This window comes from Burkholderia sp. Ap-955 (assembly GCF_011753045.1).
Classification (GTDB): Bacteria; Pseudomonadota; Gammaproteobacteria; order Burkholderiales; family Burkholderiaceae; genus Burkholderia; species Burkholderia lata_D.
The window spans coordinates 14,842-34,124 of record NZ_VWWH01000005.1; the positions used below are offsets into that span (position 1 = coordinate 14,842).

The 19,283-nt window shown below is 66.2% G+C and carries 17 protein-coding genes; 10 read left to right on the forward strand and 7 right to left on the reverse strand.

The genetic code is table 11. From position 1 onward, the window contains the following. Positions 1-140: 140 nt before the first annotated feature. The 6 genes from F3J15_RS04410 (at position 141) to F3J15_RS04435 (ending at position 8,396) form a co-directional block, all read left to right on the forward strand. Positions 141-1,034: an urea transporter gene (locus F3J15_RS04410; protein ID WP_166888158.1), complete on the forward strand. Its 894-nt coding sequence runs from the start codon at positions 141-143 to the stop codon at positions 1,032-1,034. Then, a complete protein-coding gene (locus F3J15_RS04415) occupies positions 1,009-1,785 on the forward strand; it encodes a class II aldolase/adducin family protein (protein WP_166888161.1) in 777 nt (258 codons plus the stop codon). The genes F3J15_RS04410 and F3J15_RS04415 overlap by 26 nt, the downstream gene beginning before the upstream one ends. A gap of 51 nt (positions 1,786-1,836) precedes the next feature. After that, the gene (locus F3J15_RS04420) at positions 1,837-2,025 is read left to right on the forward strand and encodes a 4-oxalocrotonate tautomerase (protein WP_069251875.1); all 189 of its coding nucleotides are present in this window, start codon (positions 1,837-1,839) and stop codon (positions 2,023-2,025) included. A gap of 261 nt (positions 2,026-2,286) precedes the next feature. Then, positions 2,287-3,171, forward strand: a complete 885-nt coding sequence (locus tag F3J15_RS04425; RefSeq protein WP_166888164.1) for a hypothetical protein — start codon at positions 2,287-2,289, stop codon at positions 3,169-3,171. A 12-nt stretch (positions 3,172-3,183) separates the two neighbouring features. Continuing rightward, positions 3,184-3,405 (forward strand): hypothetical protein, encoded by a 222-nt coding sequence (locus tag F3J15_RS04430; protein ID WP_089496659.1) that lies wholly within the window; start codon positions 3,184-3,186, stop codon positions 3,403-3,405. Positions 3,406-3,554: 149 nt separating this feature from the next. Continuing rightward, positions 3,555-8,396 (forward strand): NAD-glutamate dehydrogenase, encoded by a 4,842-nt coding sequence (locus F3J15_RS04435; protein WP_166888167.1) that lies wholly within the window; start codon positions 3,555-3,557, stop codon positions 8,394-8,396. Positions 8,397-8,427: 31 nt separating this feature from the next. On the opposite strand, the gene F3J15_RS04440 is transcribed toward F3J15_RS04435, so the two are convergent. From F3J15_RS04440 to F3J15_RS04470, 7 genes are all read right to left on the reverse strand, one after another. Continuing rightward, positions 8,428-9,288 carry a class I SAM-dependent methyltransferase gene (locus tag F3J15_RS04440; protein WP_166888170.1) on the reverse strand — a complete coding sequence of 287 codons (861 nt, stop codon included), beginning with the start codon at positions 9,286-9,288 and terminating at the stop codon, positions 8,428-8,430. A gap of 7 nt (positions 9,289-9,295) precedes the next feature. After that, complete coding sequence (locus F3J15_RS04445; RefSeq protein ID WP_089485495.1) at positions 9,296-9,646, reverse strand: glyoxalase; 351 nt, start codon at positions 9,644-9,646, stop codon at positions 9,296-9,298. A 1-nt stretch (position 9,647) separates the two neighbouring features. Continuing rightward, the gene (locus tag F3J15_RS04450; RefSeq protein ID WP_089452540.1) at positions 9,648-9,824 is read right to left on the reverse strand and encodes a ribbon-helix-helix domain-containing protein; all 177 of its coding nucleotides are present in this window, start codon (positions 9,822-9,824) and stop codon (positions 9,648-9,650) included. A 90-nt stretch (positions 9,825-9,914) separates the two neighbouring features. Next, positions 9,915-10,745: an arylamine N-acetyltransferase gene (locus F3J15_RS04455; RefSeq protein ID WP_166888176.1), complete on the reverse strand. Its 831-nt coding sequence runs from the start codon at positions 10,743-10,745 to the stop codon at positions 9,915-9,917. Positions 10,746-10,867: 122 nt separating this feature from the next. Then, entirely contained in the window at positions 10,868-11,554 is a 687-nt protein-coding gene (locus tag F3J15_RS04460; RefSeq protein ID WP_166888181.1) for a hypothetical protein, read from the reverse strand. An 88-nt stretch (positions 11,555-11,642) separates the two neighbouring features. Next, positions 11,643-11,894 (reverse strand): hypothetical protein, encoded by a 252-nt coding sequence (locus F3J15_RS04465; RefSeq protein ID WP_166888185.1) that lies wholly within the window; start codon positions 11,892-11,894, stop codon positions 11,643-11,645. Positions 11,895-12,137: 243 nt separating this feature from the next. Continuing rightward, positions 12,138-13,622, reverse strand: coding sequence for an amidase (locus F3J15_RS04470; protein ID WP_166888189.1), 1,485 nt, complete (start codon positions 13,620-13,622; stop codon positions 12,138-12,140). A 368-nt stretch (positions 13,623-13,990) separates the two neighbouring features. On the opposite strand from F3J15_RS04470, the gene F3J15_RS04475 reads away from it, so the two are divergent. The 4 genes from F3J15_RS04475 to acnB all read left to right on the forward strand — a co-directional run bounded on the left by F3J15_RS04475 (position 13,991) and on the right by acnB (position 19,190). Continuing rightward, the gene (locus tag F3J15_RS04475) at positions 13,991-14,425 is read left to right on the forward strand and encodes a universal stress protein (protein ID WP_069251883.1); all 435 of its coding nucleotides are present in this window, start codon (positions 13,991-13,993) and stop codon (positions 14,423-14,425) included. A 623-nt stretch (positions 14,426-15,048) separates the two neighbouring features. Continuing rightward, positions 15,049-15,297 carry an adhesin gene (locus F3J15_RS04480; RefSeq protein WP_166888192.1) on the forward strand — a complete coding sequence of 83 codons (249 nt, stop codon included), beginning with the start codon at positions 15,049-15,051 and terminating at the stop codon, positions 15,295-15,297. Positions 15,298-15,600: 303 nt separating this feature from the next. After that, entirely contained in the window at positions 15,601-16,074 is a 474-nt protein-coding gene (locus F3J15_RS04485; RefSeq protein ID WP_166888195.1) for a nuclear transport factor 2 family protein, read from the forward strand. 530 nt (positions 16,075-16,604) lie between these two features. Further along, on the forward strand, positions 16,605-19,190 hold the full coding sequence (acnB, locus tag F3J15_RS04490; protein ID WP_166888198.1) for a bifunctional aconitate hydratase 2/2-methylisocitrate dehydratase: 2,586 nt from the start codon (positions 16,605-16,607) through the stop codon (positions 19,188-19,190). The last annotated feature ends 93 nt before the right edge of the window (positions 19,191-19,283 follow it).

Below are 19,283 nucleotides of genomic sequence, written 5' to 3' on the forward strand. Positions count from 1 at the left end.
GACGCGGCGTTCGGGCACGAACCGACCTCCGGATTCACCGTTTCGGGGCATCGACCACAAATCCTGACTATCCAGAATTCCCTATTCCGGTGCATGAGATTGTGTCCTATGCTCGCGGCTCGTCCTGTTCCGCCGCCATCATGCCTACCGCCCGCCCCGTTTCGCCGTCGATCGACTTGCGTATCTTGCTGCGCGGCATCGGGCAGATCGTGCTGCAGGCGAATGCGCTCACGGGTGCGCTGCTGCTCGCCGCGCTGGCGCTGACCGACCTGCGGCTCGCGAGCGCGGCACTGGTCGGCTCCGCCGCCGCCAGCATGACGGCCGTGCTGACGGGCGCGGAGCGCCGCGACGTCGAACAGGGGCTGCACGGCTTCAATGGCGCACTCGCCGCGCTGATCGCCGTGCTGTTCGCGCCCCATCAACTCGTTGCCGTCGCATTGGTGCCGCTGGTTTCGATCGGCGCGGCGCTCGTGCAGCGTGCGATGCGCGTGCCGCTCGCGCGCTGGCGCCAGTGTCCGTATTCGAGCCCGTGCCTCGCCGTCACCGCGCTGTGGCTACCGTTTGTCGCGCTGCAACATGCTGGCGGCGCGACGACCGGCCCGGCGCTGACGCTGACTTCCGCCGCCGACGCCCTTCTGGCAGGCGTCGCGCAAACCACTTTCGCGCAAGGCACATGGGCCGGCGCGCTGATCGTCGTCGGCCTCGCCGTCGCGTCGCGTCGCGCGGCCGCATTCGCGCTCGGCGGCGCGCTGGTGTCGACCGTGCTGCTGGTCGGGTTCGGTGCCAGTGGCGCATCATTCGCCGACGGCCTGCTCGGCTTCAACGGCGCGCTCGCCGCGCTCGCGCTGATGCCGCGCGGCCCGCGCGCGGCGCTCACGGCCGCCGCACTCGCCGCGCTGATTCAGTGGCTCGCGACGCGCGCCGGCATTCCCGCGTTCACGGCCCCGTTCGCGCTCGCATCGTGGGTCACGGTGATCGTCGCGCGCCGCTTCACCTTCGGAGATCCCGATGTCGTCATTCGCACACCGTCCTGATGCCGTGAAACCCGGCGGCCCGATCTCGGACGCCGAACGCCGGATGCGCGTCGACCTCGCCGCCGCGTACCGGCTCGTCGCGCTGAACGGCTGGGACGACCTGATCTACACGCACCTGTCCGCGACCGTGCCCGGCGAGCCCGGCCACTTCCTGATCAACCCGTTCGGCCTCACGTTCGACGAAGTCCGCGCGTCGAATCTCGTGAAGATCGACCTGGCCGGCAACCGGATCGGCGACAGCGAGCACGCGGTCAACGTGACGGGCTTCGCGCTGCATGCGGCCGTGCACGCCGCGCGCGCCGACGCCGTGTGCGTGATGCATCTGCACAATACGGCCGGCATCGCCGTGTCGATCCAGCGCGACGGGCTGCTGCCCGCGTCGCAGCACGCGCTGCGGTTTCACGGGGACCTCGCGTACCACGACTACGAGGCGCTCGCGTTCTCGCCGGCCGAAGGCACGCGGCTGACCGCGAGCCTCGGCGCGAAATCCGCGATGCTGCTGCGCAACCACGGCACGCTGACGGTCGGCCGCACCGTGGCCGAAGCCTATGTGCTGATGGATACGCTGATCAAGGCATGCGACATTCAGGTACGCGCGCAGGCCGGCGGCGGGCCGCTCGTGCTGCCCGACCCGGCCGTCGCCGACCGGACCGCCGAACAACTGCGCGACGGCGGCGCGATCGAGGGCGAACTGGAATGGCCGGCACTGCTGCGCCGGCTCAACCGGATCGATCCGACGTATCGCGACTGACGCCGCCGGCGCCCCACGCATCATTCACCCCAACCATCGGAGCACTTCGTCATGCCGACTTTCAATATCCAGCTCTTCGAAGGCCGCACCGTCGACCAGAAGCGCGAATTCGTCGAAGCCATCACGCGCGTCACGTGCGAGACGCTCGGCTGCGAGCCGGGCTCGGTCGACATCATCCTGACCGACGTGAAGAAGGAGAACTGGGCGACCGCCGGCAAGCTGTGGAGCGACGAGCGCTGAGCGTCTCCGCATTTAGACTGCGCGCCGCCGGACCACGATAGCGCGCAGCCTTCTTTTCTCTGCCGCAGGTTCGCCGTCATCCTCATCTCGCCCCATCGCATCACTTAGTTATCCCAATATATTCGTATTGACGCTAAGAAAAATTGCAAATCCACATTCGACAAACTAGCCAGCCAATCACCGTTCATCGGTGTTACCGCCAGCAATGAATCCGGCAGTACGTCCATGCCGATACTCTTTTCATCATTGCAGGTAGACACCATGAAAATCAGGACCATCAAACGCTACTCCGCCGCCCTGCTGTTTTCGTTGATTTCATTCGCGAATCCGAGCGTTGGCAGCTCAGTTTCCACACAGCCCGACACCACATCGAATCCACACTCCGTCACACTTCATGAGGCATGGAAGGCTGACGAGAACGGGACGACGTACAAGATCGTCAAGATTGCTGCGAATCGCTTCCTGGTTGTATATGGAAGCAAGGAGAATATTTCCGGATACGTCATCTACGATCAACTAGCGGGCTCAACCGGTGTCGACTATGTTCCATGGACATCGACGTCGTCCAGCATCACGATAGGCGTTCAGGAGACGAGTCGCGGATCTATCGGCGTCATGCTGGGCAGCCATGGCGAAACAACCAGCTTCGTTGCACAACCTTATCGCTCCACCCATCAGGCTCGAGGGGCCATCCATGCGGGGAAGTGGCAGGCAACTATTTCCGATAGCCTTGTCCAGCTTCGCATCGACAAAAACCTCGTGGATGCATCAGTCGATATCGGCACATGCAGACTGACGGGAAAGATAGAGCCGTTTCGCTCGGAAGACGGGTTGCGCCTGACGCTCTCTCCAGGAACGGAAGCCTGCGCGGGCAGGTTCAACCACGAATTTGACGCAACCTTGCTTTTTTCGGAGGATCTCGCCGTCATCTATACGACGAAGCGAGAATCGACGAACTTCATTTTCGTTGCACCTCCCGCAGTCGACAACGCTCCAGGCATGACACCGCAACCCAGAAACACGTCCTGTGCGCAATGGAGAACAATGTGTCGAGCCAAGTGTTCCGCAATGACTTTGCCAACCGGGAACTTCGGCTTCAAATTCTGGAATTGCGTCAACAGTTGCAACGCGTTGGCAGGATGTTAACAAGGTGAGCACATGATTACAGACAAGCAAGTCGCAACCGCCCTGAACGATATGGTCTTACAAATGGGGGCTGATCTCGATCGCTCTCTACTGGCAGTCAAGGCATCCTGCCCGGATGCCGAATTCGTTGCCTATCGCGAATTCGTTTCGTCTCTGTTGAACACGATGCTGCTTGATTTCATGAACCCGCTCTACAAACGGCATCCCGACCTGAAGCCGCCAGAACTGACCTGACCCACACGCCGCAGCACCCGCGACGGGCGCTGCACGCGGCCTCCTCCGGCCCGCCTCTCGTTGTGCGCCCGCACATCGCTTTGTCACGCATTCGGCGCATAATGCCGGACAGACGCAGCAGCCGATGGCCACCCGACGAGGAGACCGCCATGGAAGCGAAGAACGAGGAAGTCGTCGCACACCTGCTCTCGGACGTCGTCGAATTCGCGCGCGGGCGCCTGCCCGATGCCACGTTCCGGATCGTCGAACCCTTCCTGCGTCATTACTACGATTTCGCCGATGCCGACGATCTGCAGAGCCGCAGCATCGCCGATCTCTACGGCGCCGCAATGGCGCACTGGCAGACCGCCCAGAAATTCGTGCCCGGCAGCGAACGGCTACGCGTGTACAACCCGATCCTCGAACAGCACGGCTGGCATTCCGATCACACGGTCATCGAGATCGTCAACGACGACATGCCATTCCTCGTCGATTCGGTGACGATGGCCGTCAACCGCCTCGGGCTCGCGATGCATTCGGCGCTGCATCCGGTGTTCCGCATCTGGCGCGGTCGCGACGGCGGCATCGAGCGAGTCGACGCGGGCGGCGCGACGCCCGGCGACGGCCAGTCGCAGCTCGCGTCGTTCATCCATTTCGAAGTCGATCGCTGCGGCGATGCCGCGCTGCTCAACACGTTGCGCAACGACATCGCGCACGTGCTCGGCGACGTGCGCGCGTCGGTGGAAGACTGGCCGAAGATCGTCGAGATCGCGCGCGCGACGATCAAGGAAATGAAGGCGCGCGAATCGACCGCGGAAGACATCGAGGCGCGCGCCTTCCTCGAATGGATGGTCGCCGATCACTTCACGTTCCTCGGCCAGCGCGACTACGCGCTGGTATCGCACGGCACGGGCTTCGGGCTGCGCGGCATCGAAGGCACCGGCTTCGGCATCCTGCGCGAATCGCTGCGCACGTCGGGCGCGCCCGACGTCACGCCACTGCCGCAGGCCGCCGCCGACATCATCACCGGCTCCTGGCCGATCTTCCTGACCAAGGCGAACTCGCGCGCGACCGTGCACCGGCCCGGCTATCTCGACTACGTCGGCGTGAAGCTCGTCGGGCCCGACGGCAAGGTCGCGGGCGAGCGCCGCTTCATCGGGCTCTACACGTCGACCGCCTACATGGTGTCGAGCGCCGAGATCCCGATCGTGCGCCGCAAGTGCGCGAACATCGTGCGGCGTGCGGGCTTCCTGCCGAAGGGACATCTCGGCAAGTCGCTCGTGACGGTGCTCGAAACCTATCCGCGCGACGAGCTGTTCCAGGCCGACGAAGACCAGCTCTACGACATCGCGCTCGGCATCCTGCGGCTGCAGGAGCACCAGCGCACGCGCCTGTTCGTGCGCCGCGACCGCTTCGACCGCTTTGTATCGTGCCTCGTGTTCGTGCCGCGCGACAAGTACAACACCGACCTGCGCCGGCGCATCGCGAAGCTGCTCATCGATGCGTACAACGGCGTGAACGTCGAGTTCACGCCGCTGCTGTCGGAATCGGCGATCGCACGGATTCATTTCGTCGTGCACGCGGAACCGGGCACGATGCCCGACGTCGACACGCGCGAGCTCGAAACGCGGCTCGTGCAGGTCACGCGCCGCTGGCAGGACGACCTCGCCGACGCGCTGCTCGACGCATTCGGCGAAGAGCAAGGCAACCGCCTGCTGCAGCGCTATGCCGACTCGTTCCCGGCCGGCTATCGCGACGACTATCCGGCGCGCACGGCCGTGCGCGACATCGAGCTGATCGAGCGCGTGAAGGATTCGGGGCAGCTCGCGATGAACCTGTACCGGCCGATCGAGGCCGAGGCGCGTGCGTTCCGCTTCAAGGTCTATCGCGCGGGCGACCCGATCGCGCTGTCGCGCAGCCTGCCGATGCTCGAGCATCTCGGCGTGCGCGTCGACGAGGAACGGCCGTACCGGATCCAGACGCAGGACGCCGCGCATGCGTGGGTACACGACTTCGGCCTCGAACTCGTCGACGATACGGAATTCGACATCGAGCGCGTGAAGGGCCTGTTCGAGGATGCGTTCGACCAGATCTGGAGCGGCCGGATCGAGAACGACGACTTCAACCGTCTCGTGCTGCGCGCCCATCTGAGCGCACGCGAAGTGACGATCCTGCGCGCGTATGCGAAGTACCTGCGGCAAGTCGGCTCGACCTTCAGCGACGCGTATATCGAGCGCGCGCTGACCGGCAACCCGGCGATCGCGCGGCAGCTCGTCGAGCTGTTCGTGCTGCGTTTCAACCCGGCCACCGGCGACACGCGCGACGTGCAGGCCGAGCGGCTGCTGAAAGCGATCGAAGGCGCGCTCGACCAGGTGCCGAACCTCGACGAGGACCGCATCCTGCGCCAGTTCCTCGGCGTCATCAACGCGACCGAGCGCACGAACTACTTCCTGTTCGATGCGAACGGCGGATCGAAACCGTACCTGTCGTTCAAGTTCAATCCGGCGAAAGTGCCGGGCCTGCCCGAACCGAAACCGATGTTCGAGATCTGGGTGTATTCGCCGCGTGTCGAGGGCGTACACCTGCGCGGCGGACGCGTCGCGCGCGGCGGCCTGCGCTGGTCGGATCGCCGCGAGGATTTCCGCACCGAAGTGCTCGGGCTGATGAAAGCGCAGATGGTGAAGAACGTCGTGATCGTGCCGGTCGGCTCGAAAGGCGGCTTCGTCGTGAAGAACCCGCCGCCGCCGAGCGATCGCGAAGCGTGGATGCGCGAAGGCATCGCGTGCTACCAGACCTTCCTGCGCGGCCTGCTCGACCTGACCGACAACCTGGTGAGCAACGCGATCGTGCCGCCGCCCGACGTCGTGCGTCACGATCCGGATGACCCATACCTGGTCGTCGCCGCCGACAAGGGCACGGCCACCTTCTCCGACTACGCGAACGCGATCTCGCACGAATACGGCTTCTGGCTCGACGATGCGTTCGCGTCCGGCGGCTCGGTCGGCTACGACCACAAGAAGATGGCAATCACCGCGCGCGGCGCGTGGGAATCGGTGAAGCGGCACTTCCGCGAGATGGGCATCGATACGCAGACGACCGACTTCACGGTGGTCGGTGTCGGCGACATGTCCGGCGACGTGTTCGGCAACGGGATGCTGCTGTCGCCGCATATCCGGCTGGTCGCCGCGTTCGATCACCGGCACGTGTTCCTCGACCCGAACCCCGATCCCGCGACGAGCTTCGCCGAGCGTGCGCGCATGTTCGCGCTCGAACGCTCCAGCTGGGCCGACTACGATCCGGCATCGATCTCGTCGGGCGGCGGCGTCTACCCGCGCACCGCGAAGACGATCCCGCTGTCGCCGGCCGTGCAGGCCGCGCTCGGCATCGACGCGCACGCGCTGCCGCCGACCGAGCTGATCCGCGCGATCCTGCAGGCGCCGGTCGACCTGCTGTACAACGGCGGCATCGGCACCTACGTGAAGGCCGCGCGCGAGACCCACCTGCAGGTCGGCGACCGCGCGAACGACGCGGTACGCGTGAACGGCGCGGACCTGCGTTGCAAGGTGGTCGGCGAAGGCGGCAACCTCGGCTGCACGCAGTTCGGCCGGATCGAGTTTGCGCAGCGCGGCGGCCGCATCAACACCGATGCGATCGACAACTCGGCCGGCGTCGATTGTTCGGATCACGAAGTCAACATCAAGATCCTGCTCGGGCTCGTCGTGTCCGACGGCGAGATGACCGAGAAGCAGCGCAATGCGCTGCTCGCGGAGATGACCGACGAAGTCGGGCTGCTCGTGCTGCGCGACAACTACTACCAGACGCAGGCGCTGTCGATCGCCGGCCGCTATGCGGTCGAGCTGCTCGATGCCGAGGCGCGCCTGATGCGCTGGCTCGAACGCGCGGGCCGCCTGAACCGCGTGATCGAATTCCTGCCGACCGACGATGAAGTCGCCGAACGGCAGGCCGCGAAGCTCGGCCTCACGTCGCCGGAACGCGCGGTGCTGCTCGCGTACAGCAAGATGTGGCTGTACGACGCGCTGCTCGAATCCGACGTGCCCGAGGATCCGCTGGTGGCCGCGATGCTCGTCGACTACTTCCCGAAGCCGCTGCAGCAGCGCTTCAGCGAACCGATGCGCCGCCATCCGCTGCGCCGCGAGATCCTCGCGACGCACCTGACCAACGCGCTCGTGAACCGCGTCGGCTGCGCGTTCGTGCATCGGCTGATGGAGGAAACCGACGCGAAACCCGGCGACATCGTGCGGGCGTGCATCATGGCGCGCGACGTGTTCGACCTCGATGCGGTGTGGCGCGATATCGACGCGCTCGACAACCGCGTCGCCGACGACGTGCAGGCGCGCATGTTCGTCGACGTCGCGCGGCTGCTGGAGCGCGCGGCGCTGTGGTTCCTGCGGCATCTGCAATCCGGCGCGGTGGCCAATGGCGGCGTCACCGAGCTGATCGCGCGCTGCCGCGACGCGGCGGAGCGGCTTGCGCCGCAACTGCCGTCGCTGCTGCCGGCCGACGATCTCGAGGCGCTGTCCGAACGGCAGCGCGTGCTGGTCGAAGCCGGCGTCGACAGCGCGCTTGCGGTGCGCGTCGCGAGCGGCGACATCTCGGCCGCGCTGCTCGATATCGCCGAAGTAGCCGCGACCAGCAACCGCAGCCTCGAGCTCGTCGCGGGCGTCTACTTCTCGCTCGGCACGCTGCTCAATTACAGCTGGATCGGCGAGCGCGCGGCGACGCTGCCGACACCGACGCACTGGGACATGCTGGCGCGCGCGGCCGCGCTCGCGGAAGTCGCGCGTCTCAAGCGCACGCTGGCGACGAGCGCACTCGCGGAATCGCCGGATTCGACCACGCCGGAGACGATCGTCGGCGCGTGGCGCGCGCGCCGCGAAGCCGCGCTCGCGCGCTACGAGCACCTGCTCGCGGACCTGCGCGCGTCCGGCGGCGCGAGCCTCGCGGTGCTGCTCGTGGTCGTGCGGGAAATGGCCGTGCTCGAACGGGCGTGAGGGTCGCTGCGGTCGCTTGGGTTGCGACGGCTCAGACCGTCGCGACCAGCAACTCTTCCGCGTTGTTCGGCGGCCGCAGGCCGTCGGTACGATCGGCGAAGTAACGGCGCGTCAGTTCGGCGGCCGAGACGTGCGCGGCCTCTGCGAAACCGGCTTCACGCGCGAGCGCCTGGATCTGCGCCGGCATGAAGAAGCTGATGAACGGCGTGCCGCTGGCGCGCGCGCCCTTTGCGGCCATTTCCAGCCCGGGGCGCACGTCCGGATCCGCATTCTCCAGCGGCAGCAGGAACGTCATCGCGAGCGTCGAGCCCGGCGCGAGGGAGGCGACTTCGCGCAACGCGGCCGCATTCGCTTCGTGCGTCAGGTACATGCTGACGCCGGTCGATACCACGACCGCCGGCTTGCCGGCATCGAAGCCCGCGCCGACCAGCGCAGCACGCCACGACTGTTTCGCCTCGAAATCGACCGGCACGAAACGCAGCCAGTCGGGCACGCCGAAACCCAGCTCGACCAGGCGGCGCTGCTTCCAGGCCTGCGGCGCGGGCGGATCGACTTCGAAGACGGTCACGCGCGACGCCATCTCCGGCCGGCGCTGCACGAAGCTGTCGAGGCCCGCGCCGAGGATCACGTACTGGCTCACGCCGCGCGTGGCCTGTTCGACTACGAGATCCTCGATGAAGCGCGCCCGCGCGACGATCGACGCACGGAACGGCCGCGTGAACTGCGGATCCATGTCGCCGCGCTGCTGCCAGCCGGGTTCCGGCGCGAGCAGCTGCAGCCCGACTTCGTCGGCGAGCACGTGCGGTGGTGCGTCGAGTTCGACGTGCAGCGCGCGCCACAGCGCGACGCGCGCGGCCGTGCTGTCGGGGGCGCTTTCGCGGAGTTCGGTCATGGCCGCCTCACGCGCCCTGCTTGCCCGGCGCCTGCAGGCGCCACACGCGGCCGTCCGGATCGCGCACGGTCATGTCGCGCGTGCCCCAGTGGGTATCCTCGAACGGTGTGACGACGTCGACGATCGGCTGCGGCTGCACCGCCTGCTCATCCGCCACCTTGAGCACGACCTGCATGTCCGGTGTCTCACTCGGCGGCACTTCGGCGATGAACAGAAAGGGGCCGTCGCCGCTGCGCAGTTGGCCCGAGTGGTGATCGGTTTCGAACTCCAGCGTGAAGCCCAGCGCCTGGAAGAACTTCGCCGACTTGCCCCAGTTGTGCGTCGTCAGGTACACGGCTTCGATTCGCTCGGATGACATGTCACTCCTCCTTGGTGGATGGCCCTGTGCCCGGCGGCGGCGCAGCCAGGTACGCGCGCAATGCGTCGGCCACCAGCGCGGACAGCGATTGCTCCGTTTCGATGGCGCGATGCTTGACCTGCCGGATCAGGCTGAGCGGCAGGTACACGTTGAACTGCTTCACTTCTTCGTCGGTCATGGAGCTAGTATGCTAGCAATCTAGCAAATGTCAACCGCAGCCGCGGCCCGTGTTTGCGGGCCGCCGTTGGCGATCGATCGTGAGTCCGGGTTACGTCGCGGCGCGCGCCGCCAGCCGCGCGAACAGCGCGTCGAGATCGAATCCCGTCGCGTCGATGCCGATCGTGTCGCGCAGGCACGCGCCCCATGCGGCCGCATCGTCGAACGTGACGGTGCGCCCGACGCCCGCCGCGTCGCGGATCGTCAGCGTGGTGTTGCGCAGCGCCGCACGGCCGTCCGGCAGCACGCGGCAGGCGATCAGGTTATGCAGGAAGATCGATTCGGGATACGTCGACGTGAACCAGTTCGCGGCGTCGTAATCGATCCACTCGACCCGCTTCGGCTGGAAGCGATAGGTGGTCTGCCAGCCGTCGGGCGTCTCGATCTGCATCTCGAATTCACCGTCGACCGGCGCGGCGACGACGCGGAACGCGCCGTGCGGCGTCAACTGCCGCTCGTCCGGCACGAAACGCAGCGGCGCGGTGAGCGTCGCGCTGCCGAAGCCGATGTCCGCGAGCCAGGCCGCGCCGTCGAGATCGATGCGCAGCAGCATGTGCGTATGCGCGGTGGCGACTTCCGGCGGCAGCATCCAGCGCACGCGCGCGATCATCGGCGTCACGCGAAAGCCGATCGCCGTGAGCGCGGTGTAGAACAGCTTGTTGAGTTCGAAGCAGTAGCCGCCGCGGCGATGCGCGAGCACCTTGTCGACGATCGACGGCAAGTCGAGCGCGACGCGCGCACCGGTCAGCGGATTGAGGTTTTCGAACGGAATCGCCTGCGGGTGCAGCAGATGCAGCCGGCGCAGCACGTCGAGCGTCGGCTCGACCGGGCCGTCGTAGCCGATGCGGGAGAAATAGCGCGAGAGGTCAAACGAGTCTGTCATGAACCTGCACCGAAAAAAGGGACACGCCACGATAGCATCGCGCGAAATCCCCATGTTGGGCGGGGTCATCTTCGTCGTCGCGCGCGATGCCGGCACCGCATCGCGCATGGCCCCGCGCAATCTTACGGCAGCAGCTTCAGCGCGGACGATGCGACCGACGGCACCGAAATGCCCTGGCTCGTCGCGAACTGGACGGCCTGGCTGAGCGTCGTCGCGAGCGACTGCAACTGGCCCGGCGCGCTTTGCGCGATGTACGACGCAGCCTGCATGTTCTGCGGATTCAGGCCCGACTGCAACAGCGACGCCGCGCTCGTCGAACCGAGATTGCCGAGCCCCGACTGCAGTTGCGAATACTGCGTGAGCCCCTGCCCGAGCGACGCGAGGCCGTTGCTGAACGCCTGCTTGTCGATCGGGCCGTGCGTCGCCCCGCCGCTCGCGAATGCCTGGCCGAGCGCCTGCGACACCGATTGCTGCGCGCCGCCCATCTGCGACAGCGCGGCCGGCGTCAGCGCATTGCCGCCGGTCAGCTGGCTCGCGGCCTGCTGCGCCTGCCCGGCAGCCCCGGTCAGCCCCATCGCCGACGCGAGCGACGACTGGCCGGTCAGCACCTGCTGGTTCGCGCCGACATAGGCCTGCAGCAATTGCGCGACGCCGCCCTGCGTGGGCGCCGCCTGCTGCTGCCCGCCGCCGAGCAGCGATGCGCCGAGCGACTGCAGGTCGAGCTGCGCGTGCGCGGCACCGCTTGCCAGGATGCCGAACGCGATGCCTGCCGAGGCCAGGTACCGGCCCGTCGTGCGAATCTGCTTCATGTGTTGTCCTCGTGCCCGAATTGTTGAGCCCGATATTGTCGAAGCGCGCCGCGCACCGCCGCAACGACTGAAACACATCGAAACGAAATCACGCCGCGCGGCCGCTTGCAATTCCGCGACCGGCGTACGTGCTTGAGGCGATTCGTCCGCGTTTGCCGGGCGATTTCCAGGCGTGTGCCGACATTCGTTCTCGCGCCGCATCAATCGATGACGGCGATTGCCGGCTGTCGCAGGTGATGCCAAAGGGGCTGTCAGCCTCCCGTATGTCGCACTGCACATCGAACGCTTCAGCGACACGAACGGTGGCGACGCGGAACGTGCTGTCCAGCGTCAGTGACATGACGCCAGACCGTCGCACAACACGCCTGTACGCGGCGCGACACGTACCGGCGAACAATACGCTTGCGTATCAACGCAAAACGGGCGGCTTTCCGCCGCCCGCCTCTCCATCTGTCACGCGCGATCCGCAACCGGCTTCTGGCTTCTGGCTTCTGGCTTCTGGCTTCTGGCTTCTGGCTTCTGGCTTCTGGCTATCGGCTATCGGCTATCGGCTTCCGGCTTCCGGCTAGCGGCCAACGCCGCGCTACGCAGCCATCCACACCGGCAATCGCCCGCCGACCCAGTCAGCCGCCTGCTCGTAGCCGCGCGCCAACTGCAACACGGCGAGATCGGCACGCGGACGCCCGATCAGCTGCATTCCCATCGGCAGCCCCGCGTCGTTGAAGCCGACCGGCACGCTGATCACCGGGCAGCCGGCCAGCGTCCACGGCACGACCGTTTCCATCCAGCGGTGGTAGGTATCCATCGCACGGCCCGCGATCTCCTTCGGCCAGCGCTGGTCGACGTCGAACGGGAACACCTGCGCGGTCGGCGCCGCGATGAAGTCGTAGCGGTCGAAGAAGCTCAGCACGGCCTGATGCCACGCGGTGCGCTCGACGCTCGCGTCGAACACGGCCGCGCCCTGCATCGCGAGCAGCCCCTCGACCTCGTAGATCGCCTCGGGCTTCAGCAGCGCACGCCGCGCCGGGTCGCGATAGTGCGCAAGCAGCCCGCCGCCGGACAGCAGGTGCCGGTGCGCGAGCCACAGGCGCCAGATCCGGTCGGGCGCGAACGCCGGCAACGCGGCATCGACGTCGCAGCCGATCTCGCGCAGCGTCGCCAGCCCCTGTTCGCACAGCGCGAGCACACCCGCCTCGGTCGCGAGATAACCGTTCCAGTCGCCGACCCATGCGATGCGCTTGCCGCGCAGGTCGGCGTCGAGCGGCTGTGCGAACACAGCCGGATTGTCCGCGAGCGACAGCGGATCGTTGCGGTCGTAGCCGGCCTGGATCGCGAGCAGTTGCGCGACGTCGCCGACCGTACGGCCCATCGGCCCTTCGATGCCGAGTTGCTGCACGAACACGTCGACGCCCGGCCAGCGCGGCACGCGGCCCTGCGACGGACGGAAGCCGTAGATATTGCAGAACGCGGCCGGATTGCGCAGCGAACCGCCGAAATCGCTGCCGTCCGCCACCGGCAGCATCCGCGACGCGAGCGCCGCCGCCGTGCCGCCGCTGCTGCCGCCCGCACTCTTGGTCAGGTCGTACGGGTTGCGCGTCGCGCCGTAGACCTCGTTGAACGTGTGCGAGCCGAGCCCGAATTCGGGCGTGTTGGTCTTGCCGATGAAGATCGCGCCGGCCGCGCGCATCCGCGCGACGCCCACGGAATCGGCCTGCGGCACGTTCTCGCGGAAGATCGGCGAGCCGTAGGTCGTCCGCAGCCCCTTCGTCATCGCCAGATCCTTCGGCGCCTGCGGCATCCCGTGCATCCAGCCGTGGTACTCGCCGCGCGCCAGCGAAGCATCCTTTTCCGCGGCCTCGGCGAGCAGCGCGTCGCGATCGCGCAGCGCGACGATCGCGTTGACCGCGCCGTTCACGCGCTCGACGTGATCGAGGTACGCGCGCATCGTCTCGACGCACGACACGGCCTTGCTGCGGATCGCCGACGCGAGCTCGCCCGCCGACAGGCGCACGATCGGGTCGACGGGGATGGAAGCGGGAGCGAGAAGCTGCGGGGCGCCGTGCGGCATGCGGAGTCTCCTGGAATCGGAATGGAATGGCGGGCCGCATGGCGGCGGTCGCACCCGAACCGGCCGGGAGCGGCCGCGCCGCGGCCGATGCACTACTCTACGCGACGCCGGATCGGCGACCTCCGATATTTTCCGCCGCGATTCATTGCGGTTCCGACTGAATCGGGGCGGCGGCCCACGCTTCGCGCGCGCCACAACGGACCGATGAAATCGTTTATGCGCATAAACTTAAATTTCTTATATTTCTATTAGGCGCGGCAGGAGGCGGCACGTGTTGACGACATTTTTACGCGGTCGCCCGTTCTCTTTAGATCGTTCGGTCCGGCGGCACGCTACGCTGGAATCATCTCGTTTTCTGGACAACGTCCATGCTCAAGCTGCTGGTTCCGGTCGGCCACTCTCCCCGCTCGCTTCAGGCGGTTCGCCACGCAACCTTCCTGTATCGCGAACGGTGCGCGTCGGAAATCGTGCTGATCAACGTCCAGGCGCCGCTCGAATCGACGCGGCTCGAGGCCTACTATCCGCTGTCGCGGCTGCGTTCGATCGAGGAGAAGTTCGCGTCCGACGATCTGGCCATGGCCGAGCGGATCCTGCGGGAAGCCGGCGTCAAGTACAGCGTCGTGATGAAGGTGGGCCCGGTGGCCGATACGATCGCGTCCGTGGCGGCCGAGACGGGTTGCGACGAAATCGTGGTCGTCGCGCCGCGGCACGATCCGTTTCATGCGCTGATGTCGGTGTTCCGCCGCAGCGTGATGAGCCGGCTGGTGCGGATTTCGAATGTGCCGGTGACGGCCGTGCAATGACGGGGATGACGCGCGGCAGCACGTCGAGGCGCGTTCGCCGCGGGTCCCAGGTTGGCAGTGCGCGGTGCGACACGCGTGCGCGTTGCCGCCCGCACGCGCACCGACCTTCACGCAGCGCTTAATCGATGACCTTGCGCCAGAACACGAAATAGGCCGCTGCCGACGATGCAACGAGCAGGATGGCCCACATCGGGGCGAGGCTGATCAGGACGGAAGAGACGTTAAGCATTTGGATTCCTCACTAATTCGATAGCGATGTTCAACACGCACCTGCTTGCCGGAACCGATGCATGCCTCCGCGATCGCGTTCCGTCAAATCATGTATTCATGCTATCGCTTTGAACGGCTGCGCGACCGCCCGCGCCCGTCCGCACCCTGACATTCGTCAAACTCCCGTGAATCGCGCGCCGGTCGTGCAGAAATCCGTCGCGCGCATGCGTCACCGCCGGTCCGATTTGGCCGGCCAGACGCACTGAAATCGCGCCTTCCCCCCGCGCGCCAGACTCGAAAAACGGGACAGGATCACCCGGCGCGCCCGCATTTCAGCAGACGTTTACCGGGGGAACCCCCAAGTGCTTCGTCAAACGGGTCCGCGTTACGCTTGAGCCACGAGGAGACGAACCATGAGACGAGCCGTACATATCGCTGTTTTCGCACTGCTGGCGTATCTCATTGGCGATCGCGCGATCCTGCATGCGCAGGGCCGCGACACCAGCCCGCTGGCGTGCGAACAAGGTGCCGCGCAGGTGAAGGTCGATGCGCTCGGCCGCGGTTTCGGCGAAGCCGCTGCCGGCAGCCAGAGCGAAGCCTTCATGTCGGGCTGCCTGGTGACGGGGCGCGGCAACCAGGACGTCGCGCTGGCGAGCCGCTGACGGGCGGCCGGTGACGCGCCGGCCGCGTTCGGGTCACGACGGCTGAACCGGAACCGCGCACGCCTGCATCAATTCCCGCTGTTGACGGTCATTTTCTCGATCGATGTCGCGACGGATGTCACGGTCCGGACGGTGGTCACACCGAACGTCTGCGCGTAACCTGCATCGCGGCGGGGAAGACGTGTCGACATCGAGTCGATCGGCGCATCCTTGCCGTATGGCACGCACCTGACGTTCAATCGGCCTAATTTCCGGCCACCGCGTCGAGACCCCGCTGCATCTCCAACGACAACACACCCCAAGATGAGCCACCCGCACACCGAGTTGATCCAGCGCTTCTACACGGCGTTCCAGCAGCGCGACATCGACGCGATGCTCGACTGCTATGCCGATGACGTCGTCTTCAGCGATCCCGCATTCGGCGAGCTGCGCGGCGACCTCGCACGCGACATGTGGCGCATGCTGGTGGCGCGTGCGCAGGATTTTTCATTGACGTTCGGCGACGTCGACGCGGATCAACAAGCCGGGCGCGCCGAGTGGATCGCCCAGTACCGCTTCACCGCGACCGGCCGGATGGTAGTCAACCGGATCGACGCACGGTTCCGGTTCCGCGACGGACGCATCGCCGAGCATCGCGACAGCTTCGACCTGTGGCGCTGGACGCGTCAGGCGCTGGGGCTGAAAGGCGCCCTGCTCGGCTGGACGCCTTTCGTGCAACGCGCAATCCGCGCGCAGGCGCGGAAGAACCTCGACGCGTATCGCGCCAAGCGGAAATAGCGCACACCGTCATGACGTCATCGGCATGTGCTCGATCGACTGGATTCAAGGGCTCGCGGCCTTCCAGGCCATTCCTTGACAGGCAAGCGGCACGCACCGATGCCCGCTCCGTCTTTTCAAATCTGATTGAAAGTCGCGTGAAATAGAGCGTAGGCGCGCGAACGCGGCCTATATGTGACGTTTCTTGCGTGCTTGTGCAGATATATGCGCCGCCGGCAACCGGGCTCCCGAGGCTGCGTTACCGGTAGCGCACCGCGCCGCCCTCCGCACCTCCCGCGGTCCTCGCCAGAACCACCCGGAACACCTTGCTCGCATCCGCACCCAGCCGAGCCTCCGGAACACGCCTCCAAACACAGCCGCCCCGTGCCACCGCGCTTCCCCGTGTCTCGACCATCAACTCTTATATAAGACATAAGACATTTGACGTTAAAGATCATTGAGATTAGAATCCCGCTGCAAAGCAGTGTCTGGAACAGCCCCGGAGTGCCGGCAAGGCCTTCCCCTCAAACGCAATATCAGCAGGTCTCCCCATGCTTGAAAACTTTCGTGCTCACGTGGCCGCCCGCGCCGCGCTCGGTATTCCTCCCCTGCCGCTGACAGCTCAGCAGACCGCCGAACTGGTGGAACTGCTGACGAACCCGCCCGCCGGCGAAGAGCAGACGCTGCTCGACCTGATCACCCATCGCGTGCCTGCCGGCGTCGACGAAGCCGCCCGCGTGAAGGCCGGCTTCCTGGCCGCCGTGGCCAAGGGCGAGACCGCCTGCCCGCTGATCTCGCGCGAACGCGCGACCGAACTGCTCGGCACGATGCTGGGCGGCTACAACATCCAGCCGCTGATCGAACTGCTGTCCGATGAAACCGTCGCTGCCGTGGCCGCCGACGCACTGAAGAAAACCCTGCTGATGTTCGACCAGTTCCATGACGTCAAGGAACTCGCCGACAAGGGCAACGCGCACGCGAAGGCCGTGCTGCAGAGCTGGGCCGACGCCGAATGGTTCACGAGCCGTCCGGAAGTGCCGCAAAGCCTGACCATCACCGTGTTCAAGGTGACGGGCGAAACCAACACCGACGACCTGTCGCCGGCCCCGGACGCCACCACCCGCCCGGACATCCCGATGCACGCACTGGCGATGCTGAAGAACGCACGCCCGGGCATCACGCCGGAAGAAGACGGCAAGCGCGGCCCGGTCAAGTTCATCGAATCGCTGAAGGAAAAGGGTCACCTGGTCGCCTACGTGGGCGACGTGGTCGGCACCGGCTCCTCGCGCAAGTCGGCCACCAACTCGGTGCTGTGGTTCACCGGCGAAGACATCCCGTTCGTGCCGAACAAGCGCTTCGGCGGCGTGTGCCTCGGCGGCAAGATCGCCCCGATCTTCTACAACACGATGGAAGACGCCGGCGCGCTGCCGATCGAGCTCGACGTGTCGCAGATGGAAATGGGCGACGTGGTCGAACTGCGTCCGTACGAAGGCAAGGCGCTGAAGGACGGCAAGGTCATCGCCGAATTCCAGGTCAAGTCCGACGTGCTGTTCGACGAAGTGCGCGCCGGCGGCCGCATTCCGCTGATCATCGGCCGCGGCCTGACCGCGAAGGCACGTGAAGCATTGGGCCTCGCGCCGTCGACGCTGTTCCGCCTGCCGCACCAGCCGGCCGACAGCGGCAAGGGCTTCTCGCTCGCGCAGAAGATGGTCGGCCGTGCATGCGGTCTGCCGGAAGGCCAAGGCGTGCGCCCGGGCACGTACTGCGAACCGAAGATGACCTCGGTCGGCTCGCAGGACACCACGGGCCCGATGACCCGCGACGAACTGAAGGATCTCGCGTGCCTCGGCTTCTCGGCCGACCTCGTGATGCAGTCGTTCTGCCACACCGCCGCTTATCCGAAGCCGGTCGACGTGAAGACGCACCAGACGCTGCCGAACTTCATCAGCACGCGCGGCGGCATCGCGCTGCGCCCGGGCGACGGCGTGATCCACTCGTGGCTGAACCGCATGCTGCTGCCCGACACCGTCGGCACCGGCGGCGATTCGCACACGCGCTTCCCGATCGGCATCAGCTTCCCGGCAGGTTCGGGCCTGGTCGCGTTCGCGGCCGCCACCGGCACGATGCCGCTGGACATGCCGGAATCGGTGCTGGTCCGCTTCAAGGGCAAGATGCAGCCGGGCGTCACGCTGCGTGACCTCGTCAACGCGATCCCGCTGTACGCGATCAAGCAAGGCATGCTGACGGTCGCCAAGCAAGGCAAGAAGAACATCTTCTCCGGCCGCATCCTCGAAATCGAAGGCCTGCCCGACCTGAAGGTCGAGCAAGCGTTCGAACTGTCGGATGCGTCGGCCGAGCGTTCGGCAGCCGGTTGCTCGGTGCGCCTGAACAAGGAACCGATCATCGAGTACCTCAACAGCAACATCACGCTGCTGAAGTGGATGATCGCGCAGGGCTACCAGGATCCGCGCAGCCTGCAGCGCCGCATCCAGGCAATGGAACAGTGGCTGGCCGACCCGCAACTGCTGTCGCCTGATGCGGACGCCGAGTACGCGGCCGTCATCGAGATCGACCTTGCCGACATCCACGAGCCGATCGTCGCATGCCCGAACGACCCGGACGACGTGAAGACGCTGTCCGACGTCGCAGGTGCGAAGATCGACGAAGTGTTCATCGGCTCGTGCATGACCAACATCGGTCACTTCCGTGCCGCGTCGAAGCTGCTCGAAGGCAAGCGCGACATCCCGGTCAAGCTGTGGGTCGCGCCGCCGACCAAGATGGACCAGAAGCAGCTGACCGAAGAAGGCCACTACGGCGTGTTCGGCACGGCCGGTGCGCGTACCGAAATGCCGGGCTGCTCGCTGTGCATGGGTAACCAGGCTCAGGTGCGCGAAGGCGCGACGGTCATGTCGACGTCGACCCGTAACTTCCCGAACCGTCTCGGCAAGAACACGAACGTGTATCTCGGCTCGGCGGAACTGGCGGCAATCTGCTCGCGTCTGGGCAAGATCCCGACCAAGGAAGAGTACATGGCCGACATGGGCGTGCTCAACGCGAACGGCGACCAGATCTACAAGTACATGAACTTCGACCAGATCGAAGACTTCAAGGAAGTGGCCGACACCGTGCAGATGTAAGCACGCGGAGCGGGCTGCGGCGGGTGGTCGACGTCGCAGCACACCACGCAATGGCGTCGCAGGCTGAATGCCCGCGGCGCCATTTTTTTATGC